The organism is Pseudomonas sp. CCI3.1, assembly GCF_034313985.1.
GTDB classification, from domain to species: domain Bacteria; phylum Pseudomonadota; class Gammaproteobacteria; order Pseudomonadales; family Pseudomonadaceae; genus Aquipseudomonas; species Aquipseudomonas psychrophila.
Genome location: NZ_JAVIWO010000001.1, coordinates 3,561,064 through 3,583,743 on the forward strand (window position 1 = coordinate 3,561,064; position 22,680 = coordinate 3,583,743).

Here is a 22,680-nt window from a genome sequence, read left to right on the forward strand (position 1 = left end):
TGACAGTTCAGGGGTTAAGCATTTATTGAGGCCTAACTCACCTGTTTCGCCAGTTGTAGATCCATGTATTCGTAGCAGATGCGTTGTGCCTGTTCGGTGTCGAACGCGTCTCCCGACAGGGCACCCCGCAACCATAGTCCATCGATGAGAGCTGCCAGGCCCCGTGCTGCATTGCGGGCCTGGGCCTGCGGCATTACGCGGCGAAACTGGCAGCACAGATTGGAGTACAAGCGGTGGTCGTTGATCCGCTGCAATCTGTGCAACGACGGCTGGTGCATGCTGGCGGCCCAGAAGGCCAGCCAGGTTTTCATTGCCGGGCCACTGACCTGGCTGGCGTCAAAGTTGCCTTCAACAATCACCTGCAGATGAGCCCGTGGGCTGTCATCGCTTAACGCCAGGCGGCGCTCGGTGACGTTGTCGATCAAGACGTTCATCAAGTACCGCATGGTGGCGGCAATCAGACCGTTCTTGTCTTTGAAGTAGTGACTGATGATGCCGTTCGACACACCGGCCAGACGGGCAATCAGCGCAATGCTGGCATCTGCCATCCCGACCTGATCGACAGCCGTCAACGTGGCTTCGATCAACTGCTGGCGGCGTATGGGTTGCATACCGACCTTGGGCATTTCGCAAATCTCCTTGGGCCGGCGAGCAGTGCATAAGCATCACTGAACGACAGCCAGTCTATTTTGTTTTGATTGAACGTTCAATCAACAAAGAATAAGCTCTGCGACAAATCGTCGCGATTTATGTCGTTTCCCTACGCATGAATGGCGCAAAACGACACGGTAAAAGCTCCGAAACCCTTGTGGGAGCGAGCCTGCTCGCGAAGGCTGTCAGCGATACGCACTCTAACGGAATAGGCGCGGTGCCCTTGATGCCTTCGCGAGCGGGCTCGCTCCCACAGACGGCATCTGTCTGGGCGGGTCCGGTTTTTTAGCGGTGTCTTTATATCACTCGACCGTTGGTCGTAATCCAACCCTTTGGTCGAGTGGTGCGTTGCCTTAAGTCCTTGTCTCGCACTGCCTGGAGCACCCGTGCAATGAGTTCTGCCTCTCTTATAAAGACCCCGCCGCAAAAGGTGACGGTCAATGGTTGGGTGTTTTACACCTCCACTGCCTTGATATTGTTGTTGACTGCCATTTTGATCATTGCCCCCGAAGAAGCGGGTCGTATCCTGGGTGTTGCCCAGGAATGGCTGTCGCGCAGCTTCGGTTGGTACTACATGGTGGTGATCGCCGCTTACCTGATTTTTGTGGTCGGTCTGGCGTTTTCGTCCTACGGCAAGCTGAAGCTGGGGACCAAGCAAGACACCCCGGATTTCAGCTATGGCGCCTGGGCCGGGATGCTGTTCTCGTCCGGGATCGGTATTTCCTTGCTGTATTTCGGCGCTTCCGAGCCGCTGGATCATTATTTCAACCCGCCTGAAGGCGTGTCGGGCAGCCATGAAGCCGCGCGTCAGGCGTTGCAACTGACCTTCCTGCACTGGGGCCTGCACGGCTGGGCGATTTACGCGCTGGTCGGCCTGGCCGTGGCGTATTTTGCCTACCGTCACAACCAGCCGCTGGCGCTGCGTTCGGCGCTGTATCCGTTGATGGGCGAGCGTTGGGTCAAAGGTGCTGCAGGCCATGCGGTGGACGGCTTCGGCATGTTCGTGACCCTGCTGGGGCTGGTGACCAACCTGGGCATTGGCTCGATGCAGGTGTCGTCCGGGCTTGAGAACCTGTTCGGCATGGAGCACAGCAATACCAATTTGCTGATCGTGATCATCGTGATGAGTACTGTCGCGACCATCGCCGCTGTGTCTGGCGTTGAAAACGGCATCCGCCGCTTGTCCAACCTGAACATCGTGCTGTTCAGCGGCTTGCTGATTTTCGTGTTGTTGTTCGGCCCCACCCTGCACCTGCTCAACGGCTTGGTGCAAAACACCGGTGACTACCTCAACGGTATTGTCATGAAAACCTTCGACCTGTACGTGTACGAAGGCGACAGCAAGAAAACCGAGGGCTGGCTGGGTCTGTGGACCTTGTTCTATTGGGCCTGGTGGATTTCCTGGGCGCCATTCGTCGGCATGTTTATCGCCCGTATTTCCCGTGGTCGCACCGTGCGTGAACTGGTCGCGGGCGTGCTGTTGATTCCTTTGGGCTTCACGCTGGCCTGGCTGTCTATCTTCGGTAACTCGGCACTGGATCTGGTGGTTAACCACGGCGCGGTGGAGTTGGGGAAAACGGCGCTTGAGCAGCCGTCGATGGCCATTTACCAGCTGCTTGAGCATTACCCGGCATCGAAAATCGTGATCGGCGTATCGATCTTTGTGGGCTTTGTGCTGTTCCTGACTCCGGCGGATTCCGGTGCGGTGATGATGGCTAATCTGTCGTGCAAAGGCGGCGATGTGGATGAAGATGCGCCGCACTGGCTGCGGATCTTCTGGTCCGCTGTGATCACCCTTGTGACCATCGGCCTGCTGTTCGCCGGTAACTTTGCCGCGATGCAAACCATGGTGGTACTGGCCGGCCTGCCATTTTCGGTGGTACTGATCCTGTTTATGTTTGGCCTGCACAAGGCCATGCGTCAGGACACTCAGATGGAACAGGAACAGGCTGAACTGGCTGCCCGAGGCCGTCGTGGTTTCAGCGAGCGTTTGACGGCACAAGACCTGCAACCGACCCAGGCGGTGGTGCAGCGCTTTATGGACAAACACGTGACTCCAGCACTGGAAGACGCGGCGGTTCAACTGCGCAGTCAGGGCCTGGACGTGCAAACCCTGCTGGGCAGTGCCAAGCGTTGCATGGGTGTACGGGTGGAGATGGAAGAAGGCAACCCGTTTGTCTACGAAGTCAGCCTGGATGGCTATCTGGCGGCACCGAGCGAGTCTGAACAGGATGAAGTGCGCAGTCGTTACTACCGGGCTGAGGTGTATTTGCACAACGGCAACCAGGATTACGACCTGATGGGCTTCACCCAAGAGCAGATCAGTCGTGACGTGCTCGATCAGTTTGAAAGCCATCGCCAACTCCTTGGCAGGGTGTATAGCTAAAAACAGTTGATAACCTCCTGTGGGAGCGAGCCTGCTCGCGAGGCTCTCGAGAGCGCTGCGTTGTTAAAGCCCTTCGCGAGCAGGCTCGCTCCCACAGTGTTTGTGTTTGCACGTCACCCCAGATTCTTGCCCAACAGCGCGTGATACAGCTCGGTATCGCCCAGTATTCCCACGACCTTCTGGTTATCGTGCAGCACCAGTTTGTTGCCCGTCTGGTAGCGGATTTGCAGCGCGTCGCGCATGCCAATTCCCGAATCAACCAGCGTCGGCCCACGGCCCAAACCTTCCACCGCCTGCCCTCTGCTCCAGCGTTGCAGTTCCACGGCTCCGGCTCCCTGGCGCACACCTTTGATGGTGTTGCCCTCCGCCAGATCAATCCACGAATCATCCCCCGGATCGATGCACACCGAGCCGTTGACGCGTTTGCAGTTGTCCAGCGTGCGCATCAGGCTGCGTCCGCAGAGCACGTTCAGAGGGTTGGTGTGCGCGACGAAAGTACGCACATAGTCGTCGGCAGGGTTGAGTACGATCTCTTCAGGTTTGCTGTACTGCACGATCTTGCCGTCTTTCATGATCGCAATGCGGCTACCCAGCTTGAGCGCTTCATCGAGGTCATGGCTAACAAACACAATGGTCTTGTTCAGCTTGTGCTGCAGCTCCAGCAGTTCATCTTGCAAGCCCTGGCGGATCAAAGGGTCGAGGGCGGAAAAGGGTTCGTCCATCAGCAGAATATCGGCATCCATCGCCAACGCTCGCGCCAGACCCACCCGTTGCTGCATGCCGCCGCTCAACTCATCGGGTTTTTTGTTGCGCCATTGGGTCAGACCCACCAGCTCCAGCTTTTCATCCACCAGGGTACGTCGTTCTTTCTCGGGCCGGCCCTGCATCTCCAGGCCGAAGCTGATGTTTTCGCGCACCGTCAGCCAGGGCATCAGGGCGAACTTTTGAAACACCATGGCGATGCGTTTGGTGCGCATCATTTTCAGTTCGGCGGGGGTGCATGAAGCGATGTCGATCTGTTTGCCTTCGTGCTCCACATACAACTGACCACGGCTGACCGTATTGAGGCCGTTGATACAGCGCAACAGGCTGGACTTGCCCGAGCCGGACAAGCCCATCAGCACGCAGATTTCGCCTTTGTCGATGTCCAGGCTGGCTTTTTCGACGCCGACAATCTGCCCGGTTTTTTTCAGGATCTGATCCCGCGTCAGGCCTTGATCCAGCAGGCTGAGCGCCTCACGCGGGTCTTTGGCGAAGATAACGTCAACGTTATCGAAACGAATAATACTCATGCGTCGGCTCCTGTCTTGGCTTCCGGCTGTTTGCAGATCCGGTCGAGCATGATTGCCAACAGCACAATGGCCAGCCCTGCTTCAAAGCCCAGGGCAATGTCAGCGGTATTGAGTGCGTTGACCACCGGCTTGCCCAGACCGTCGGCACCTACCAGGGCGGCGATGACCACCATCGACAGTGACAGCATGATGCATTGGGTAATCCCGGCGGCGATGCTCGGCATGGCGTGGGGCAGCTCAATGCGCGTGAGCAACTGGCGACGCGAGCAACCAAACGCCTTGCCGGCATCGAGCAGTTCATGGGGCACGTCACGTATGCCCAGATACGTGAGGCGGATGGGCGCCGCAATCGCAAACACCACGGTGGAGATCAGCCCCGGCACCACGCCCAGGCCAAACAGGGTCAGGGTCGGGATCAGGTAAACGAAGGTAGGCACGGTCTGCATCAAGTCCAGTACCGGGCGCATGAAGGTATAAACCATCGGCTTGTGCGCGGCGAGAATCCCTAGCGGCACACCGATGATTACGCACACAAAGGTGGCAAACAGCACCTGGGCCAGGGTTTCCATTGTTTCTTGCCAGTACCCCAGGTTCAGGATCAGCAGAAACGACATCGCTACAAAAACGGTGAGCCCCCATTTGCGCTGAATAAAATGAGCAAACAGGGCGATCAGGCCAATGAACACAAAAGGGTTGAACCAGGTCAGCGCAAACGTCACGCCGTGGATCATCGTTTCAAGTGTCAGCGCAATGGCATCGAAGGTGCTGGCGCCGTTTTGGGTCAGCCAGTCGACGAAGCTTGCGATGTACTCGCCCAGAGGAATTTTTTGATCAATCAGCATGGTAGTGAACGTCCGCATGCAGGGGAATTGAAACGGAGCCAGACGGGGTGGGCCGTCTGGCGCCCGCGATTACTTCGCGAGGCTGGCTTGAACGGCTGCAAGACCCGGTTTGCCATCTATCGTGGTGACACCTGCGAGCCAGGTTTCGAGCACTTGCGGGTTCTGTTTGAGCCAGGCCCGGGCGGCCACGTCCGGTTTGATCTTGTCGTCCAGGACCTTGCCCATCAGGGTGCTTTCCATGTCGAGGGTGAACACAAGATTCTTCAGCAACTGACCGACGTTGGTGCATTCCTCGCTGTAGCCCTTGCGTGTGTTGGTATAGATGGTCGCCTGACCGTAGTTGGGGCCGAAGAAATCATCGCCGCCGGTGAGGTACTTCATCTTGAAACGTGTGTTCATTGGATGCGGTTCCCATCCCAGAAACACCACATCAGTGCCACGGCGCTGAGCGCGATCTACCTGCGACAACATCCCGGCCTCGCTGGATTCCACGACCTTGAAGCCCGCGTCTTTCAAGCCGAACGCATTCTTGTCGATCATGGTCTGGATCATGCGATTGCCATCGTTGCCCGGCTCGATGCCATAGATCTTGCCGTCCAGCTCCTTCTTGAATTTTGGCAGGTCGGAGAAGTCCTTCAGACCCTTGTCATAGAGCGCCTGAGGGACGGCGAGGGTGTATTTGGCGTTCTCCAGGTTGGCCCGCACGGTTTCGACGGTGCCCGCTTCGCGGTAGGCCTTGATGTCGTTCTCCATGGTCGGCATCCAGTTGCCCAAAAACACGTCCATGTTCTTGCCATCGGCCAGCGACTTGTACGTGACTGGCACTGAAATCATGGTGGTTTTGGTTTTGTAACCGAGGGCCTTGAGGACTTCGCTGGTGACGGCGGTGGTGACAGTGATGTCGGTCCAGCCGACATCCGAGAAGTTGACCGTACTGCACTGATCCGGTTCTGCCGCCTGGGCGCAGACATGCAGACTCAGCAATGCAGCCAACAACAACGATGAGGAATGTTTCATGGAACAACTCCTGTGTGTCTGGGATGCGGTTTTCGATCGAAAGCCGCACGTATCAGTTGCGGTTGGGTGATGCCCGGCAGCGGTGTTGCCGACGCATCTTGCAATCGAGTCAGGACTGATCATGTAACAGCGAAAATCAAACGCCTACAGGGGGAGTCGCATCCAGTACAGGCAGGGTCGTATCTGATACTTGAGAGGTCGTATATAGACGTTTCATGAGTAAAAACTGCTTCTTTCATGCCTCTGCACCGTATAAAAACGTCGGGGGCGCTGGCAGGCAAAGGTGAGTCGTAGCTGGACGTTTTTGCAGATCGCAAACCCCCCATGATGCAAGCACACACCCTTAAGGTTCGTGCTCATGGCTATCAGCGTGTTTGACCTGTTCAAGATCGGTATCGGTCCATCAAGCTCCCACACTGTAGGCCCTATGCGGGCTGCGGCGCTGTTTGTGAAGGGGTTGCGCGAACGGGGTCAGTTGCAACAGGTACGCCGCATTGAAGTGCAGCTCTATGGTTCGCTGTCGGCTACCGGCATTGGTCACGGCAGTGACAACGCAGTGATCATGGGCCTGATGGGTGAGTGGCCCGATGCAATCGATCCGGCGCAGATAGGCCCGCGCATCACCGAACTTCATCAACGCCAGACGCTGCTGCTGGACGGGTACGTGCCGATCCCGTTTGTCTGGTCGCAAGACATGCGCCTGATCGACGAAAACCTGCCGTTCCATCCCAACGCCATGACCCTGGTCGCTGAAACCGAAACCGGTGAGCTGCACCGCGATACCTATTACTCGGTAGGCGGCGGTTTTGTGGTGGACGCTGCGCAAGCGGCAAGCGGTGTTCTGGACATGGACCGCACCGAACTGCCTTACGATTTCAACTCCGCCGTTGAGTTGCTCGATTTGTGCCGCACACACCATCTGAGTGTGGCGGCCTTGATGATGGCCAACGAGCGCACGTGGCGAAGTGAAGATGAAATTCGCTGTGGCCTGATCACACTGTGGCGCGCCATGCAGGACTGCGTTGAACAAGGCTTGAAACATGAAGGCATCTTGCCCGGCGGCCTGAATGTGCGTCGCCGCGCCGCCCGTCTGCACCGGAGTTTGCAGGAACTGGGCAAGCCCAATGTGATCGGTTCAACCCTTAGCGCCATGGAGTGGGTCAACCTGTTTGCACTGGCGGTCAACGAAGAAAATGCGGCGGGCGGGCGCATGGTGACCGCACCGACCAACGGTGCGGCAGGGATCATCCCCGCGGTGCTGCACTACTTTATGAAGTTCAGCGATGAAGTCAGCGAAGCCCATGTCGTCGACTACCTGCTGAGCGCGGCCGCAATCGGCATTCTGTGCAAAAAGAACGCGTCGATTTCCGGGGCGGAGGTGGGGTGTCAGGGCGAAGTCGGATCGGCCTGCGCGATGGCGGCGGCGGGGCTGGCGCAAATCCTCGGGGCGAGCCCCGAACAACTGTGCAACGCGGCTGAAATTGGCTTGGAGCACAACCTGGGTTTGACCTGCGACCCGGTGGGCGGGCTGGTACAAGTGCCGTGCATCGAGCGCAACGCCATTGCGGCGGTCAAGGCGATCAACGCGGCGCAAATGGCCTTGAGGGGGGACGGCCAGCACTTTATCTCCCTGGACCGCGTGATCCGGACCATGCGCGACACCGGGGCCGACATGCATGACAAATACAAGGAAACCTCACGGGGTGGCCTGGCTGTCAGTGCGGTGGAATGCTGATCCGTAGCAGATGAGCGCTTTTTCAGCGCACGCCGACCTCTTTTGGCGCACTCGTACTTTTCGTGACATTTGATTGCGGCCCTGTTTCTGCCCTCTTCCCACAAGTGATACCAATGTGCTCAACAGCGCAGGATCACGTCCTTGCAGACCTGTTCGCGCGGTGTTTTGGCACGAGCTGCCTAGACACTTTGCGACGTCGTTTTCAGGCTTTATTGAATAGCCATTCAAGTTTAGGCATGGCATTTGCGTTGTCATTTAAAAGCCCCGTTTAACGAGGGTAAAAACAAGAGCCTGCGCCTGGGGCCATCACCCGCTTTGTGTGAGGAGATACCGCGATGACGTCGTTCAACTCCGGGGTCCAACCCCAGAACCGTACGCCTCAATCCATCGGCTTTCTGCTGCTGGACAATTTCACGCTCATTTCCCTGGCTTCCGCGATAGAACCCTTGCGCATGGCCAACCAGTTGTCGGGGCGTGAGTTGTATCGCTGGAGCACCCTCAGCGCCGATGGCAGTCAGGTTTGGGCCAGTGATGGTCTGCAAGTGACTCCCGACGCAAGCATGCACAAGGCACCGGCGCTGGACATGGTGATCGTGTGTGGCGGTATCGGCATTCAACGCACCGTGACTCGCGAGCATGTGTCATGGCTACAAAGCCAGGCGCGCCAGTCGCGTCGTCTGGGGGCCGTTTGTACCGGCAGCTGGGCATTGGCGTACGCGGGTTTGCTCGATGGTTTTGATTGCAGCGTGCATTGGGAGTGTCTGGCCTCCATGCAGGAAGCCTTTCCGCGGGTTGCCATGAGCACACGCTTGTTTACCCTCGATCGCAGCCGCTTCACCAGCTCGGGCGGCACGGCACCGCTGGACATGATGCTGCACCTGATCAGCCGTGACCATGGTCGCGAACTGTCGGCAGCCATCTCGGAAATGTTTGTATACGAGCGTATTCGCAACGAACAGGATCACCAGCGCGTGCCGCTCAAGCACATGCTCGGCACCAATCAGCCCAAGTTGCAGGAAATTGTCGCGCTGATGGAAGCCAACCTCGAAGAGCCTATCGATCTGGATGAGCTGGCGGTGTACGTCACCGTCTCGCGGCGCCAGCTGGAGCGCTTGTTCCAGAAGTACCTGCACTGCTCACCGTCGCGCTACTACCTTAAATTGCGGCTGGTGCGAGCGCGGCAACTGCTCAAGCAAACACCGATGTCGATTATTGAAGTGGCGGCTGTCTGCGGCTTTGTGTCCACGCCGCACTTCTCCAAGTGCTACCGCGAATACTTCGGCATTCCGCCACGGGACGAGCGCGTGGGTTCCAACACAGCGCAGCAGACCACCCTTGTGCAGATCCCGCAGTCACTGTTGCTGACCCCGCTGGCCGGGCCGATGTCCGCCTTGAATCAGGCGCGCAACGAATCGACGTTTGCCAGTGTGAGGTTGTAGCAAGCTGTTGTGGGAGCGGGCTTGCTCGCGATACAGGCACTGCGGTTCAACAGACAGACCGCATTTTCTGCATCGCGAGCAAGCCCGCTTCCATACGACTCAGTGCAATTGCTTTTGCTTGAACGCCATCAGCCCCGGCAGCAGCTGCTGATCAATGGCCTGGCGTACCGCCGGCAAAATCGTGGCGCTGCCGGTGTAGAGTTTTTCGACCATGCCCTTCAAGGCGCGGGCGTTGGTTTCGTTCAGCCCGCATACCGCTGCCGTGCACGCCTGTTCGGCATTGCCCGACACCTCGAACCCCAAGGCACGCAGTTGGCCCAGCAGGTCCTGCTCATCAATCAAATCCGCGTGCATCATGATTTTTGTCCTTTATGAGGCGCGATTGAAGTTTGATTCTGGTAGGGCTTTGGCCAGTGGGCAAGGGTGGTTTGGCGATATGTCTGATATGCCTAAGAACAGGTCGTTTTAAGGCACGGGCAAGGCAATTACCCGCCCCACATGCTCTGGTCTCGGGAGATCACGCTGCTGGTCCTCGATGGCCTGCAGCAAGGCCAGCGAGTGTTCGCCAAACGGCGCTGAGCGCGGGCCCGCCAGGTCGACGTGCAGCAGCATCTGCTCATTGCCCGCCAAGGCTCGCTCATCACCGACCCGGTGCAGGCTGTGATAGACATGCAGGCGTTTCTTGTCGTAGCCGATCAGTTGGGTGCGTACTTCAACATGGGCGCCAAGCTTCACCTCGTGCAGGTAATTAAGATGCACCTCCAGGGTGAACAGTGAATGACCGCTGGTTTCTCGGTTCTGGCTGTCGAGCCCCAGGCGGTCCATCAGCGCATCGGTGGCGTAGCTGAAAATCAGCAGGTAAAACGCGTCGCGCAAGTGGCCGTTGTAATCGACCCATTCTTCAAGAATGGGGGTGCTGTAGGTGGTGAGGGTGGGCATGGGAACCTCGGTCAATCGTTGATGGCGATGCCATGTTTGAGTTTGGTCGCGTTAACCGCTTCCATCACGGCCAGCAGGCAGTCATCACGATAGCTTTCCAGCGCGCCAATGCTGTGGCTGCCCAGTTGCTCAGTCGTGCCTTCGACCACATCGTCGATCAGTTTGTCGCTCAGTGCCGGTGCGGGCAAATACGTCCAGGGCAGTTGCAGGGCCGGGCCGAACTGGTTCATGAAATGCCGCATTCCGGCATCGCCACCGGCCAGGGTATAGGTCAAGAAGGTGCCCATGAACGACCAGCGCAAACCCGCGCCAAAGCGTATGGCGTCGTCAATTTCACCGGTGGTGGCCACCCCGTCATTGACCAGATGCAACGCCTCGCGCCACAAGGCTTCGAGTAGACGGTCGGCAATAAAGCCGGGGACTTCCTTGCGCACATGCAGGGGGCGCATGCCCAGGGATTGATAGACCTTGATCGCCGCCTGAATGGCCTCGGGAGCTGTTTTTTGCCCGCCCACCACTTCGACCAGGGGCAGCAGGTAAACCGGGTTGAACGGATGGCCGACAACACACCGCTGCGGGTGGGTGGAGGTTTCGTAGAACTCGCTGGGCAGCAGGCCCGACGTGCTGGAGCCGATCAAGGCATCGGGTTTGGCGGCGGCGCTGATTTTGCGGTGCAGTTCGAGTTTCAGATCGAGTCGCTCGGGGGCGCTTTCCTGAATGAAATCGGCGTCGCGCACGCACTCTTCAATGGTACTGACAAACCGCAGTCGGTCCTGGGATGCACCTTCAGCGAGGCCGCTTTTTACCAGGGCTGGCCAGGCTTTGGCGACGCGTTTGCGCAGGGCTGCTTCGGCGCCGGGGGCCGGGTCCCAGGCCACCACGTCCAGCCCGTGGCCGAGGGCGCGTGCAACCCAGCCGCTGCCGATGACACCGCTGCCCAAGGCAGCGAAGGTTTTGATGTCGGTGATAAAGGTCATGGTCTGTTCCTGGATAAAAACAAGGTGATGCCGTGGGAGCGAGCTTGCTCGCGAAGGCCCCAAGGGCGCCGCGATAACTCAGTTAACAGGCGGTATCGTTGACGACCTTCGCGAGCAGGCTCGCTCCCACAAGCAATGGTGCTTCGTAGCTGCTCAGCGGCGCTCTTTAAGGCCCATCTTCACCCGGCCTTCTGCCGGGCTCAGCACGCGGGCGCCAAGGCGGCTGAGGATCTCGGCGGCGCGTTCCACCAGTTGGCCGTTGGTGGCCAGCACCCCGCGGTCCAGCCACAAGTTGTCTTCGAGCCCAACCCGCACGTTGCCGCCCAGCAGCACCGCTTGCGCGGCCATCGGCATTTGCATGCGGCCAATCCCGAAACCGGCCCACACCGCATTGGCGGGCAGGTTGTCGACCATGGCTTTCATGCTGGTGGTGTCCGCCGGCGCGCCCCACGGGATACCCAGGCACAGCTGGAACAGCGGGTCATCGAGCAAACCTTCCTTGATCATCTGCTTGGCGAACCACAGATGGCCGGTGTCGAAAATTTCCAGTTCGGCTTTCACCCCCAGTTCCTGGATACGCTTGGCGCCCGCCCGCAGCTGTGCCGGGGTGGACACATAAATCGTGTCGCCGTCGCCAAAGTTCAGGGTCCCGCAGTCCAGGGTGCAGATCTCCGGCAGCAGCTCCTCAACGTGAGCCAGGCGGGTCAGTGGCCCGACCAGATCAGTGTTGGGGCCAAACTCCATGGGGTTCTCGCCGGGGCCAATATGCAAGTCACCGCCCATCCCGGCGGTGAGGTTGACGATGATGTCGATGTCCGCCTCGCGGATGCGCTCCATCAGTTCGCGGTAAAGCGCCACGTCGCGGCTGAACTGCCCGGTTTTTGGATCGCGCACATGGCAATGCACCACCGTGGCGCCGGCCTTGGCCGCTTCTACAGCCGCCTCGGCAATTTGTTTGGGCGTAACTGGCACTAAAGGGCTGCGCCCGCTAGTGTCGCCGGCACCGGTGAGTGCGCAGGTGATGATGACGTCGTGGTTCATGGGGCATTTCCTTAAGGCGTAGAGCACCACAACGCAGCCATTGCGGGCTGCGCGGGCGGGCTCGGTGTTGAATTATTTAGCGCTGAGTTTCAGGTGTTCGGCCGCGGGTTTGCCATCCACGGTGGTGACGCCCTCAAGCCAGCGCTGCAGGTCTTGAGGATGGTCCTTGAGCCATTGGCGGGCCGAGACTTGAGCATCCTTATGGTCCAGCAGCGGCTGCATCATGCGGCTCTCGTCTTCGGCGCTGAAGGTCAGATTGTTGAGTAAACGGCTGACGTTGGGGCAACGGCTGGCGTAGTCCGGGGTGGTGACGGTCCATACCGTGGCCAGGCCCTCGTCAGGGCCCAGAGCATCTTCGCTGCCGGTCAGGTAGGTCATTTTTTGATTGATGTTCATCGGGTGCGGGGTCCAGCCGAAAAATACAATCGGCTCGTTGCGATTCACCGCGCGGGTTACCGCCGAGAGCATCCCGGCTTCACTGGACTCCACTAGCTGGAACTTGCCCAGACCGAACTGGTTTTTCTCGATCATGGCCTTGATTTGGGTATTGGCGCCGGAGCCCGGTTCGATTCCGTAAATCTTGCCACCCAGTTCTTTCTCGAATTTGGCAATGTCGGCAAAGCGTTTGAGCCCCTTGTCGGCCATGTAGGTCGGCACGGCGAGCATGGCCTTGGCATCTTTAAGGCTCGGCTCGGCCAGTACCTTGACCTGTTTGGCATCCACAAACGGAGCAATGCTCTGGTTCATGATGGGGTTCCAGTAACCCAGAAACATGTCCAGCCGGTTATCACGCATGCCGGCGAAGATGATTTGTTGTGAGGCGCTGGTTTGCTTGGTTTTATAGCCGAGACCGTCGAGCAGGGTTTGCGCCATGGCGCTGGTGGCGATCACGTCGGTCCAATTGACCACGCCCATGCGTACGTTTTTGCACGATGCATCTTCGGTAGCCAGTACGTAGGGGCTCAGTACCAACAGGCAACAGCTGATCAGTCGTTTCATGGGTGGGGCCTCGGCAGGTTGTTATTGGGGGATCGGCGTCTTTGTGCGCCGTGATGCCAAGGTACGCAGGCGGCGTGCTGCGCAACCGCACTGGGGCGACGTGGTTTTGCACTGCAGCGACCTGACTGTGTTTCAATCCGCTGAACCGATTTGCGAGCGTCCCTATGGCCCAGGATTTTTACTTCCTTCTGCTGCCCGGCTTTTCCTCCATGGGCTTTATTTCGGCCATCGAGCCGCTGCGGGTGGCCAACCGTTTTCGGGGCGAGCTGTATCGCTGGCATGTATTAAGCCCGGACGGCGGCGCAGTACCGGCGAGCAACGGCATGTCGGTGAATGCCGAAGGGGGGCTGGAGGGAATTAAAGCGGGCGCGACCTTGTTGGTGGTGGCCGGGTTTGATCCGCTGGCCCATGTCAGTCCGGCCCTCATTCAATGGCTGCGCCGACTGGATGCCGACGGGGTCAATGTGGGCGGGATCGACACCGGCAGTTTTGTGTTGGCCGAGGCGGGCTTGCTTGATGGCTACCGTTTGACCTTGCACTGGGAAGCGCTGGACGCCTTCAAGGAATCATGGCCTCAGTTGCAGGTCACTCAGGAGCTGTTTGAAATCGATCGCCGGCGGATCACCTGTGCGGGGGGCACGGCTTCAATTGACATGATGCTGGACCTGATCGGCCAGGCGCACGGCGCGGAATTGGCGATCCAGGTATCGGAACAGTTCGTGCTCGGGCGCATCCGGCCCCGCAAAGACCATCAGCGCATGCAGGTCGCCACGCGTTATGGCATCCACAATAAAAAACTGGTGCAGGTCATTGGCGAGATGGAACAACACAGCGAACCGCCCCTGAGCACCTCGCAACTGGCGCTTGGCATCAACGTGACCCGGCGCCAACTGGAGCGCCTGTTCCGTTTGCACCTGAACGACACCCCGCGCAACTTCTACCTGGGCCTGCGCCTGGAAAAAGCCCGGCAACTGCTGCGCCAGACCGACATGAGCGTGCTCGACATCAGCATTGCGTGCGGTTTTGAATCACCGTCGTATTTCACTCGCAGCTATCGGGTGCGGTTTGCCTGTGCGCCGAGGCAGGACCGGATTGCCGGTATTACTTCTTGAGCAACGCCGCACACGCTGCCTTGAACGCTTCATGCTGATACTTGTTCAGCGAGGCGGGCAGATCGAAGGCGTGCTTTTTGTATTGGGCGTTGAGGGTTTGCGGGGATAGCAGTTGCACCTCGCAATCGTCCAGCAACTGGATAAGACCTTCAATCTTGAACGTGATCGGGCCACCGGCGAACTCACCCTTTTTGCTGCGTTTTTTGATCACGATCCGGGTGATGGTGTTGACCTTAACAAAGGCTGCAATCTGCGCCGCGAAGGCTTTGACGCTGGAGGCGTCTTCATCGTCGTCCAGGGCGATTTTCTTGGTGGCATTGGCCACATGCTCAAGGTCCTGGTTCGCGAGGGCAAAAATAGCTTCGCTGCCTTTAATTTCGATACCGCAAATAGTCATAAAAACCTGATCGATAAGTTGAAACTGTTCTTGTGGGAGCGGGCTTGCTCGCGATGCAAGCGACCCGATCTTCAGGTTGGACCGCGGTGATGCTATCGCGAGCAAGCCCGCTCCCACACCCGGAAGGGGTCAATCCTGCCCGATCGATTCCAGAAATTCCGAACGGTCGTCGCTGATGCGGGCCATGCAGTCGTTTTGGGCGATGTTGAACGTTTCGGTGCCGGCCGTGGCCGGGAACACGGCGATCGCGCAATCGGCGTCTCGTTGGTGCAGCCACAGCGCCTGGGCAGTCTTGATCTTACTGAGGATGTTATTGAGCTGAGTCGCATTGCTGCCGTACAGCGTCGTCATCCGTTGCTGCAGGGCTTCATAGTTTTCGGCCAGCAATTGCTCGGCGGCATTCTTGCTGTAGGCCGAGCACGCCAGCGTTTGCTGGTCGTTTTCTACCGCGTCGCACGGGTTGTAGTCGGCATCATCGGCCGCATAGGCGCCGCTGGTGATCAACGCCAAGGCCAGGAGGATCGATTTCATTGCGGCTTCCTAATCCATAGTTGGGGCGGATTCTGGCTTAAGCGTCAGCTAAAGAACAGTCACGCAGCATAGGCCATGACATTGGCGTTGCGCGCTTTGTCGTGGATTGACGCTTTCGGCAATTGCGCTGTCGCTTTTGCACCCGGCTGGTTTTGACCCCCGGCCTATGCTGGCCCCAAAGCGCCGGCAGACGATTCGGCGCAACAAACGCCAATAAGGGGACGCCTGATGAGCCCAGCCGAGTTGCACGCCGACAGCATCGTTATCGACGGGCTGATCATTGCCAAATGGAACCGCGAACTGTTCGAAGATATGCGCAAAGGTGGTCTCACTGCCGCCAACTGCACCGTTTCGGTATGGGAGGGCTTTCAGGCCACGATCAACAACATCGTCGCCAGCCAGACCCTGATTCGCGACAACAGCGATCTGGTCATCCCGGTCAAAACCACCGCCGACATACGCCGCGCCAAGGAACAGGGCAAAACCGGAATCATCTTCGGCTTCCAGAATGCCCATGCGTTTGAAGACCAGTTGGGCTACATCGAGATCTTCAAGCAGCTCGGGGTTGGCGTGGTACAGATGTGCTACAACACCCAGAACCTGGTGGGCACCGGCTGCTACGAGCGCGATGGCGGGCTTTCGGGTTTTGGTCGCGAAGTGGTGGCTGAAATGAACCGCGTCGGGGTCATGTGCGACCTGTCCCACGTAGGCTCGAAAACCTCGGAAGAGGTGATTCTGGAATCGAAAAAACCGGTCTGCTACTCCCATTGCCTGCCGTCCGGCCTCAAAGAACATCCGCGCAACAAATCCGATGCTGAACTCAAGTTCATTGCCGACCATGGCGGTTTTGTCGGCGTGACCATGTTCGCGCCGTTTCTGGCCAAGGGTATCGATTCGACCATCGACGACTATGCCGAAGCGATCGAGTACACGATGAATATCGTCGGTGAAGACTCGATCGGCATTGGCACCGATTTTACCCAGGGCCATGGTCAGGACTTCTTCGAAATGCTGACCCACGACAAGGGCTATGCACGCCGTCTGACCAGCTTCGGCAAGATCATCAACCCGCTGGGCATCCGCACCGTGGGCGAGTTCCCCAACCTTACCGAAACCTTGCTCAAACGCGGTCACAGCGAGCGTGTGGTGCGCAAGATCATGGGCGAGAACTGGGTCAACGTCCTTAAGGATGTTTGGGGCGAATAAGCGCTCCGCCAGTTTTGCGTAGCAGCTGCCGAAGGCTGCGTCCGGCTGCGAAGCAGTCGTAAACCCGTACTGCACATTTTGCCTGTAAGAGCGCGGCGTCTGGTTTTACGACCGCTTCGCGCTCGGACGCAGCCTTCGGCAGCTGCTACGGGACTCAATCATTTTTTGGAGCTGTATCCATGGCTAAAATCGCCCCGCAACTGCCCATCGAAGTCGACAGCGAAACCGGCGTCTGGACCTCCGACGCCCTGCCGATGCTCTACGTGCCACGGCACTTTTTCGTCAACAACCACATGGGTATCGAAGAAGTCCTGGGGGCCGAAGCCTACGCCGAAATTCTCTACAAAGCGGGCTATAAATCCGCCTGGCACTGGTGCGAAAAAGAAGCCGAATGCCACGGCATCGAAGGTGTCGCCGTATTCGAGCACTACATGAAACGCCTGTCGCAACGCGGCTGGGGCCTGTTCACCATCCAGGACATCGACCTCGATAAAGGCACCGCTACCATCAAGCTTGAACACTCCTGTTTCGTCTACGTGTACGGCAAGGTCGGGCGCAAGGTCGACTACATGTTCACTGGCTGGTTTGCCGGTGCCATGGACCAGATTCTGCAAGCGCGCGGCAGTGATATCCGCACCGTGGCCGAACAGGTCTATAGCGGATCGGAAGAAGGCCACGACCACGGCCTGTTTATCGTCAAGCCGTTGTAAGTCGAGGATCGGGATATGGCGTTCGAAGCAATGTTTGAGCCGATTCAAATCGGCAAACTGACCATCCGCAACCGTGTGCTCAGCACCGCTCACGCCGAGGTCTATGCCACCGATGGCGGCATGACCACCGAGCGTTATGTGCAGTACTACGAAGAAAAAGCCAAGGGAGGTATCGGCCTGGCGATTTGCGGCGGCTCATCGGTGGTAGCCATCGACAGCCCGCAAGAATGGTGGAGTTCGGTCAACCTGAGCACCGACCGCATTATCCCGCACTTCCAGAACCTGGCCGACGCCATGCACAAGCATGGCGCCAAGATCATGATCCAGATAACCCACATGGGCCGCCGCTCGCGCTGGGACGGTTTCAACTGGCCTACCCTGATGTCGCCTTCCGGCGTACGGGAGCCGGTACATCGCGCGACCTGTAAAACCATCGAGCCTGAAGAGATCTGGCGCGTGATCGGCAACTACGCCAGCGCCGCTGGCCGAGCCAAAAAGGGCGGGCTGGACGGAGTTGAACTGTCGGCCGTGCACCAGCACATGATCGATCAGTTCTGGAGCCCGCGCGTCAACAAACGCACCGATGAATGGGGCGGCAGCTTTGAAAATCGCATGCGCTTTGGCCTCGAAGTGCTCAAGGCGGTACGTGCCGAAGTCGGCCCGGATTTCTGCGTGGGCATACGTCTGTGCGGTGACGAATTCCACCCCGATGGCCTGAGCCACGAGGACATGAAGCAGATCGCCAAGTACTACGATGACACCGGCATGCTCGACTTTATCGGTGTGGTCGGCTCGGGTTGCGACACCCACAACACCCTGGCCAACGTCATCCCCAACATGAGCTACCCGCCGGAGCCGTTCTTGCACTTGGCTGCGGGGATCAAGGAAGTGGTCAAAGCGCCTGTGCTGCATGCGCAAAACATCAAGGACCCGAATCAGGCGACCCGAATTCTGGAAGGTGGCTACGTCGATATGGTGGGCATGACCCGCGCCCATATTGCCGACCCGCACCTGATCGCCAAAATCAAAATGGGTCAGGTGGACCAGATCAAGCAATGTGTGGGCGCCAACTACTGCATCGACCGTCAGTATCAAGGCCTGGACGTGCTGTGCATTCAAAACGCGGCCACGTCCCGGGAATACATGGGTGTGCCCCACATCATCGAAAAATCCACCGGGGTTAAACGCAAGGTGGTGATCGTCGGCGCAGGCCCGGCCGGTATGGAAGCCGCGCGAGTGGCTGCCGAACGCGGGCATGACGTGACCCTGTTCGAGAAAAAAGAGGCCATCGGCGGGCAGATCACCACGGCATCCAAGGCTCCTCAGCGTGACCAGATGGCGGGCATCACGCGCTGGTTTCAGCTGGAACTGGCGCGCCTGAAGGTTGACCTGCGCCTGGGCACGGCGGCCGATGCCGCAACCATTCTCGACTTGCGCCCTGACATCGTGGTGCTGGCCGTGGGCGGGCATCCATTTGTGGAGCAGAACGAACACTGGGGTGCTGCCGAAGGGCTGGTGGTGAGCAGTTGGGATGTGCTCGACGGCAAGGTCGAACCGGGCAAGAACGTACTGGTGTACGACACCATTTGCGAGTTCACCGGCATGTCGGTGGCTGACTTCATGGCGGACAAGGGAGCCCAGGTCGAGATCGTCACCGACGACACCAAACCCGGTGTGGCGATTGGCGGAACGTCATTCCCCACCTACTACCGCAGCCTGTACCCCAAGGAAGTGATCATGACCGGGGACATGATGCTGGAGAAGGTCTACCGCGAAGGTGACAAGCTGATTGCCGTGCTGGAGAACGAATACACCGGGGCCAAGGAAGAGCGCGTGGTGGATCAGGTGGTGATCGAAAACGGTGTGCGCCCGGACGAAGAGCTGTACTACGGGCTCAAACCGGATTCGCGCAACAAGGGTCAGATCGACGTCGAAGCCTTGTTCGCGATCAAGCCGCAGCCATGCCTGAGCGAAGCGGGGGACGGCTACTTGCTGTTCCGCATCGGTGACTGCGTGGCCCAGCGCAACGTGCATGCAGCGATCTATGACGCGCTGCGGTTGTGCAAGGATTTCTGATCCGATACCGAACCAATGTGGGAGCGGGCTTGCTCGCGAAAACAATCACGCGGTGTGTGAGATGCACCGTGTTGCCTGAATCGCGAGCAAGCCCGCTCCCACACTAGACCTGTGCGGTCTTTGGGAGCTTCACCATGCTGACAATCGTTCTCCCCATTCTGTTGTTCGCGGCACTGGTCCTCGCCTTGATCGGCGCCATCCGTCGAATGAACATGTGGCGCCGTGGCCGCCCGGCCAAGGTCGATTTGCTGGGTGGCCTGCTGGCCATGCCCAAGCGTTACATGGTCGATCTGCATCACGTGGTCGCTCGCGACAAATACATGGCCAACACTCACGTCGCCACCGCCGGAGGCTTTGTACTGGCGGCGGTGCTGGCGATTCTGGTGCACGGTCTGGGGCTGCATAACCGCATCCTGGGTTATGCCTTGCTGTTCGCCACGGCGCTGATGTTTGTCGGCGCGCTCTTTGTGTTCAAACGTCGCCTCAACCCGCCGTCGCGCTTGTCCAAAGGCCCGTGGATGCGCCTGCCCAAAAGCCTGCTGGCGTTCTCCGTGAGCTTTTTTATCCTCACCTTGCCGGTGGCCGGTTTGTTGCCCGAAGGCTTTGGCGGCTGGGTGCTGGCGGCGATACTGGCCGTTGGTGTGCTGTGGGGCGTGTCGGAACTGTTCTTCGGCATGACCTGGGGCGGCCCGATGAAACACGCCTTCGCCGGAGCCCTGCATCTGGCCTGGCATCGCCGGGCCGAGCGTTTCGGCGGTGGTCGTTCCACAGGTTTGAAACCCCTGGACCTGAATGACCGCGCCGCGCCGTTGGGGGTGGAAAAACCCGAGGACTTCACCTGGAACCAGTTGCTCGGTTTCGACGCCTGCGTGCAATGCGGCAAGTGCGAAGCTGCGTGCCCGGCGTTTGCCGCCGGTCAACCGCTCAACCCCAAGAAGCTGATTCAAGACATGGTGGTTGGTCTGGCAGGTGGCACCGATGCACACTTTGCTGGCAGCCCGTACCCCGGCAAACCGATTGGTGAACACGGCGGTAATCCGCATCAACCCATCGTCAACGGTCTGGTCGATGCGGACACGCTGTGGTCGTGCACCACTTGCCGGGCCTGTGTCGAAGAGTGCCCGATGATGATCGAGCACGTGGATGCCATCGTCGACATGCGCCGTTTCCTGACCCTGGAAAAAGGTGCGACGCCGAACAACGGTGCTCAGGTGCTGGATAACCTGATTGCCACCGACAACCCTGGCGGTTTTGCCCCGGGTGGGCGGATGAACTGGGCAGCGGATTTGAATCTCGACCTGATGCGCGACAAGCCTTCGGTGGATGTGCTGTTCTGGGTCGGTGACGGCGCTTTCGACATGCGCAACCAGCGCACCTTGCGTGCCTTCGTCAAAGTGCTCAAGGCCGCGCAGGTCAACTTTGCCGTGCTGGGGCTGGAAGAACGGGACAGCGGCGACGTGGCCCGGCGCTTGGGTGATGAGGCGACGTTCCAGGCCTTGGCCACGCGAAATATCCAGACGCTGGCGCAGTACCGCTTCACGCGCATCGTCACCTGCGACCCCCACAGTTTTCATGTGCTGAAAAACGAATACGGCGCCTTTGGCGGTGACTATCTTGTGCAGCATCACAGCACTTACATGGCCGAGCTGATCGATGCAGGTCTACTCAACCTGGCCGCCGACACAGGGGGCAGCGTGACCTATCACGACCCGTGCTACCTGGGCCGCTACAACGGCGAATACGAAGCACCGCGTGCGGTGCTGCGAGCGCTGGGTATTGAAGTCAAAGAGATGCAGCGCTCGGGCTTTCGCTCCCGTTGCTGCGGCGGTGGTGGCGGCGCTCCGATTACCGACATCCCGGGCAAACAGCGGATTCCCGACATGCGCATGGACGACATCCGGGAGACCGGCGCCGAGCGCGTGGCGGTGGGTTGCCCGCAATGCACCGTCATGCTCGAAGGCGTGGTTGAGCCACGCCCGCTGATCAAAGACATTGCCGAGCTGGTGGCCGACGCCCTGATTGAAGATGCGCCGTCCACCAGATCGACCCGGCGCGAAGCCCCGGAGGTGATCGCATGAGTGACATTATCCGCCGCGACCCACGCGCCGAGTGGATCGCCCGCAACCGGCTGCACCCATTGCACGCCGCCATGCAACCTCACCAGCTGAGCTGGATGGGGCCTAACGGCGTACTTCGCAAAAACGTACATGGGGTGGGTTTCATCGGCCCCAACGGCATCAAGCGCATCGACCGCAGTGGCGTGCAGCAGGGAGGTTCGAGCAAGCGTGCGGCCAGTACCCAGGAGCAACGGGTGCTGCATCAAGTGCCAGCGCCGGCGTTTTATATCGGCGTGGTACCGGACATGGTCGGTGGGCGCCTGAGCAGTCATGACCGCGACCTGTTGGGCCTGGCCCAGCAGTTGGCGGGTAGCGACGGCGCAGTGTTGGCGGTGGTGTTTGGCGAATCAAAAGAAACCGCCTTTGCCACGGCTGGCGTGGATCGGCTGCTTCTGCTCGACAGTGAAGGTTATGCACCGGAGCAGCAGGTACTGGGGTTGCGGGCTGTGGATAACCAGTTTGCACCCAGGCATTGGTTGTTGCCTGACAGCCGCAGCGGCGGGGCGGAGTTGGGTCGGCGCTTTGCCGCAAGCCTGGGCGAACGCCCGGCCACGCGGGTGTGGCAAGTCAAGGACGGGGCTTGTGTGGGACGCGCTGGCGCGGGCTTGCAAGACGTAGCGCAGCCATTGCCGCGCTTGATCCTGGCCGCCGCCGAGTGCGCCGAACCGGTCAGCGAAACCCGTCACGAGGCCTTGGAGGTGCAGTTATCCACAGCGATTGCGAGCTGCCTGCCACGGATTGAAGATTTGGGCGCGGTGGCGGTCGATCCGGCTGCGATACCCATGGCCGAAGCCGAATTTATCCTCAGTGGCGGTAACGGGATTAAAGACTGGGGACTTTTCCACAAGGCTGCCGTTGCCCTGGGGGCCACTGAAGGCGCTTCCCGTGTGGCGGTGGATGATGGCTTTATGGCCAGGGAGCGTCAGGTCGGTGCCAGTGGGGTTTGGGTCACGGCACGGGTCTACGTGGCGGTCGGTATCAGCGGTGCAATTCAACATCTACAAGGGATTGGCGCCTGCGACAAAGTGGTGGCGATCAACCTGGACCCCGGTTGCGACATGATCAAGCGCGCTGACCTGTCGGTGATTGGCGATGGTACGGCCGTACTTGAGGCATTGATTGTGGCTGTGGATAACTGGCGCAACGCATCTTCTGGGGGCGCGGGCTTGCTCGCGAATCAGGCGACCCGGTCTGCCTGATACACCGAGGCGAT

The 22,680-nt window shown here is 59.2% G+C and carries 20 protein-coding genes; 9 read left to right on the forward strand and 11 right to left on the reverse strand.

All coding sequences use genetic code 11. The features are described from left to right. Positions 1–32 precede the first annotated feature (32 nt). The gene (gene betI / locus RGV06_RS16275; protein ID WP_019822931.1) at positions 33–626 is read right to left on the reverse strand and encodes a transcriptional regulator BetI; all 594 of its coding nucleotides are present in this window, start codon (positions 624–626) and stop codon (positions 33–35) included. Positions 627–1,099: 473 nt separating this feature from the next. Between betI and RGV06_RS16280 the strand changes: the two genes are divergently transcribed. After that, positions 1,100–3,037, forward strand: a complete 1,938-nt coding sequence (locus tag RGV06_RS16280; RefSeq protein WP_322151898.1) for a BCCT family transporter — start codon at positions 1,100–1,102, stop codon at positions 3,035–3,037. Positions 3,038–3,150: 113 nt separating this feature from the next. Here the strand turns inward: RGV06_RS16280 and choV are convergent, their stop codons facing one another. From choV to RGV06_RS16295, 3 genes are all read right to left on the reverse strand, one after another. Then, positions 3,151–4,329 carry a choline ABC transporter ATP-binding protein gene (choV, locus tag RGV06_RS16285; protein ID WP_019822934.1) on the reverse strand — a complete coding sequence of 393 codons (1,179 nt, stop codon included), beginning with the start codon at positions 4,327–4,329 and terminating at the stop codon, positions 3,151–3,153. Further along, positions 4,326–5,171 carry a choline ABC transporter permease subunit gene (gene choW, locus RGV06_RS16290; RefSeq protein WP_019822936.1) on the reverse strand — a complete coding sequence of 282 codons (846 nt, stop codon included), beginning with the start codon at positions 5,169–5,171 and terminating at the stop codon, positions 4,326–4,328. Before choW ends, choV begins: the two co-directional genes overlap by 4 nt. Before the next feature lie 69 nt (positions 5,172–5,240). Then, entirely contained in the window at positions 5,241–6,188 is a 948-nt protein-coding gene (locus RGV06_RS16295) for a choline ABC transporter substrate-binding protein (protein ID WP_019822937.1), read from the reverse strand. A 358-nt stretch (positions 6,189–6,546) separates the two neighbouring features. Between RGV06_RS16295 and RGV06_RS16300 the strand changes: the two genes are divergently transcribed. Both RGV06_RS16300 and RGV06_RS16305 read left to right on the forward strand, forming a co-directional pair. Further along, positions 6,547–7,923 (forward strand): L-serine ammonia-lyase, encoded by a 1,377-nt coding sequence (locus RGV06_RS16300; protein ID WP_019822938.1) that lies wholly within the window; start codon positions 6,547–6,549, stop codon positions 7,921–7,923. Positions 7,924–8,258: 335 nt separating this feature from the next. Continuing rightward, positions 8,259–9,362 carry a GlxA family transcriptional regulator gene (locus tag RGV06_RS16305; RefSeq protein ID WP_019822940.1) on the forward strand — a complete coding sequence of 368 codons (1,104 nt, stop codon included), beginning with the start codon at positions 8,259–8,261 and terminating at the stop codon, positions 9,360–9,362. A 99-nt stretch (positions 9,363–9,461) separates the two neighbouring features. On the opposite strand, the gene RGV06_RS16310 is transcribed toward RGV06_RS16305, so the two are convergent. The 5 genes from RGV06_RS16310 to choX form a co-directional block, all read right to left on the reverse strand. Beyond that, a complete protein-coding gene (locus tag RGV06_RS16310) occupies positions 9,462–9,719 on the reverse strand; it encodes a hypothetical protein (RefSeq protein ID WP_019822942.1) in 258 nt (85 codons plus the stop codon). Between the two features lie 108 nt (positions 9,720–9,827). Next, on the reverse strand, positions 9,828–10,301 hold the full coding sequence (locus RGV06_RS16315; RefSeq protein ID WP_322150518.1) for a thioesterase family protein: 474 nt from the start codon (positions 10,299–10,301) through the stop codon (positions 9,828–9,830). 11 nt (positions 10,302–10,312) lie between these two features. After that, positions 10,313–11,278: an L-carnitine dehydrogenase gene (locus RGV06_RS16320; RefSeq protein WP_198821594.1), complete on the reverse strand. Its 966-nt coding sequence runs from the start codon at positions 11,276–11,278 to the stop codon at positions 10,313–10,315. A 153-nt stretch (positions 11,279–11,431) separates the two neighbouring features. Then, positions 11,432–12,319, reverse strand: a complete 888-nt coding sequence (locus tag RGV06_RS16325) for a 3-keto-5-aminohexanoate cleavage protein (RefSeq protein ID WP_322150520.1) — start codon at positions 12,317–12,319, stop codon at positions 11,432–11,434. Positions 12,320–12,391: 72 nt separating this feature from the next. Then, a complete protein-coding gene (gene choX, locus RGV06_RS16330) occupies positions 12,392–13,318 on the reverse strand; it encodes a choline ABC transporter substrate-binding protein (protein WP_048352307.1) in 927 nt (308 codons plus the stop codon). A 164-nt stretch (positions 13,319–13,482) separates the two neighbouring features. Here choX and RGV06_RS16335 point away from each other — a divergent pair, with 164 nt between their 5' ends. Beyond that, entirely contained in the window at positions 13,483–14,430 is a 948-nt protein-coding gene (locus RGV06_RS16335) for a GlxA family transcriptional regulator (protein ID WP_019822951.1), read from the forward strand. Here the strand turns inward: RGV06_RS16335 and RGV06_RS16340 are convergent. Together RGV06_RS16340 and RGV06_RS16345 are read right to left on the reverse strand one after the other, a co-directional pair. After that, positions 14,420–14,827 carry a DUF3010 family protein gene (locus RGV06_RS16340; protein WP_019822953.1) on the reverse strand — a complete coding sequence of 136 codons (408 nt, stop codon included), beginning with the start codon at positions 14,825–14,827 and terminating at the stop codon, positions 14,420–14,422. The genes RGV06_RS16335 and RGV06_RS16340 overlap by 11 nt on opposite strands. A gap of 129 nt (positions 14,828–14,956) precedes the next feature. Further along, positions 14,957–15,358: a lysozyme inhibitor LprI family protein gene (locus tag RGV06_RS16345; RefSeq protein WP_019822955.1), complete on the reverse strand. Its 402-nt coding sequence runs from the start codon at positions 15,356–15,358 to the stop codon at positions 14,957–14,959. A gap of 228 nt (positions 15,359–15,586) precedes the next feature. Between RGV06_RS16345 and RGV06_RS16350 the strand changes: the two genes are divergently transcribed. The 5 genes from RGV06_RS16350 (at position 15,587) to RGV06_RS16370 (ending at position 22,666) form a co-directional block, all read left to right on the forward strand. Further along, entirely contained in the window at positions 15,587–16,564 is a 978-nt protein-coding gene (locus RGV06_RS16350) for a dipeptidase (RefSeq protein WP_019822956.1), read from the forward strand. 179 nt (positions 16,565–16,743) lie between these two features. Beyond that, on the forward strand, positions 16,744–17,274 hold the full coding sequence (locus RGV06_RS16355) for a 4-vinyl reductase (RefSeq protein ID WP_019822957.1): 531 nt from the start codon (positions 16,744–16,746) through the stop codon (positions 17,272–17,274). Positions 17,275–17,289: 15 nt separating this feature from the next. Then, entirely contained in the window at positions 17,290–19,350 is a 2,061-nt protein-coding gene (gene dgcA, locus RGV06_RS16360; RefSeq protein ID WP_019822959.1) for a dimethylglycine demethylation protein DgcA, read from the forward strand. Positions 19,351–19,484: 134 nt separating this feature from the next. Next, a complete protein-coding gene (gene dgcB, locus RGV06_RS16365; RefSeq protein ID WP_322150526.1) occupies positions 19,485–21,428 on the forward strand; it encodes a dimethylglycine demethylation protein DgcB in 1,944 nt (647 codons plus the stop codon). Further along, on the forward strand, positions 21,425–22,666 hold the full coding sequence (locus RGV06_RS16370) for an electron transfer flavoprotein subunit alpha/FixB family protein (RefSeq protein WP_322150528.1): 1,242 nt from the start codon (positions 21,425–21,427) through the stop codon (positions 22,664–22,666). Before dgcB ends, RGV06_RS16370 begins: the two co-directional genes overlap by 4 nt. The last annotated feature ends 14 nt before the right edge of the window (positions 22,667–22,680 follow it).

Bases quoted from the DNA above. Each gene is read 5' to 3' on its own strand.
- RGV06_RS16295 (WP_019822937.1), bottom strand. From the start codon at position 6,188: ATGAAACATTCCTCATCGTTGTTGTTGGCTGCATTGCTGAGTCTGCAT.
- RGV06_RS16325 (WP_322150520.1), bottom strand. From the start codon at position 12,319: ATGAACCACGACGTCATCATCACCTGCGCACTCACCGGTGCCGGCGAC.
- choV (WP_019822934.1), bottom strand. From the start codon at position 4,329: ATGAGTATTATTCGTTTCGATAACGTTGACGTTATCTTCGCCAAAGAC.
- RGV06_RS16305 (WP_019822940.1), top strand. From the start codon at position 8,259: ATGACGTCGTTCAACTCCGGGGTCCAACCCCAGAACCGTACGCCTCAA.
- betI (WP_019822931.1), bottom strand. From the start codon at position 626: ATGCCCAAGGTCGGTATGCAACCCATACGCCGCCAGCAGTTGATCGAA.
- RGV06_RS16320 (WP_198821594.1), bottom strand. From the start codon at position 11,278: ATGACCTTTATCACCGACATCAAAACCTTCGCTGCCTTGGGCAGCGGT.
- dgcB (WP_322150526.1), top strand. From the start codon at position 19,485: ATGCTGACAATCGTTCTCCCCATTCTGTTGTTCGCGGCACTGGTCCTC.
- RGV06_RS16310 (WP_019822942.1), bottom strand. From the start codon at position 9,719: ATGATGCACGCGGATTTGATTGATGAGCAGGACCTGCTGGGCCAACTG.
- dgcA (WP_019822959.1), top strand. From the start codon at position 17,290: ATGGCGTTCGAAGCAATGTTTGAGCCGATTCAAATCGGCAAACTGACC.
- choX (WP_048352307.1), bottom strand. From the start codon at position 13,318: ATGAAACGACTGATCAGCTGTTGCCTGTTGGTACTGAGCCCCTACGTA.
- choW (WP_019822936.1), bottom strand. From the start codon at position 5,171: ATGCTGATTGATCAAAAAATTCCTCTGGGCGAGTACATCGCAAGCTTC.
- RGV06_RS16315 (WP_322150518.1), bottom strand. From the start codon at position 10,301: ATGCCCACCCTCACCACCTACAGCACCCCCATTCTTGAAGAATGGGTC.
- RGV06_RS16370 (WP_322150528.1), top strand. From the start codon at position 21,425: ATGAGTGACATTATCCGCCGCGACCCACGCGCCGAGTGGATCGCCCGC.
- RGV06_RS16355 (WP_019822957.1), top strand. From the start codon at position 16,744: ATGGCTAAAATCGCCCCGCAACTGCCCATCGAAGTCGACAGCGAAACC.
- RGV06_RS16335 (WP_019822951.1), top strand. From the start codon at position 13,483: ATGGCCCAGGATTTTTACTTCCTTCTGCTGCCCGGCTTTTCCTCCATG.
- RGV06_RS16345 (WP_019822955.1), bottom strand. From the start codon at position 15,358: ATGAAATCGATCCTCCTGGCCTTGGCGTTGATCACCAGCGGCGCCTAT.
- RGV06_RS16340 (WP_019822953.1), bottom strand. From the start codon at position 14,827: ATGACTATTTGCGGTATCGAAATTAAAGGCAGCGAAGCTATTTTTGCC.
- RGV06_RS16300 (WP_019822938.1), top strand. From the start codon at position 6,547: ATGGCTATCAGCGTGTTTGACCTGTTCAAGATCGGTATCGGTCCATCA.
- RGV06_RS16350 (WP_019822956.1), top strand. From the start codon at position 15,587: ATGAGCCCAGCCGAGTTGCACGCCGACAGCATCGTTATCGACGGGCTG.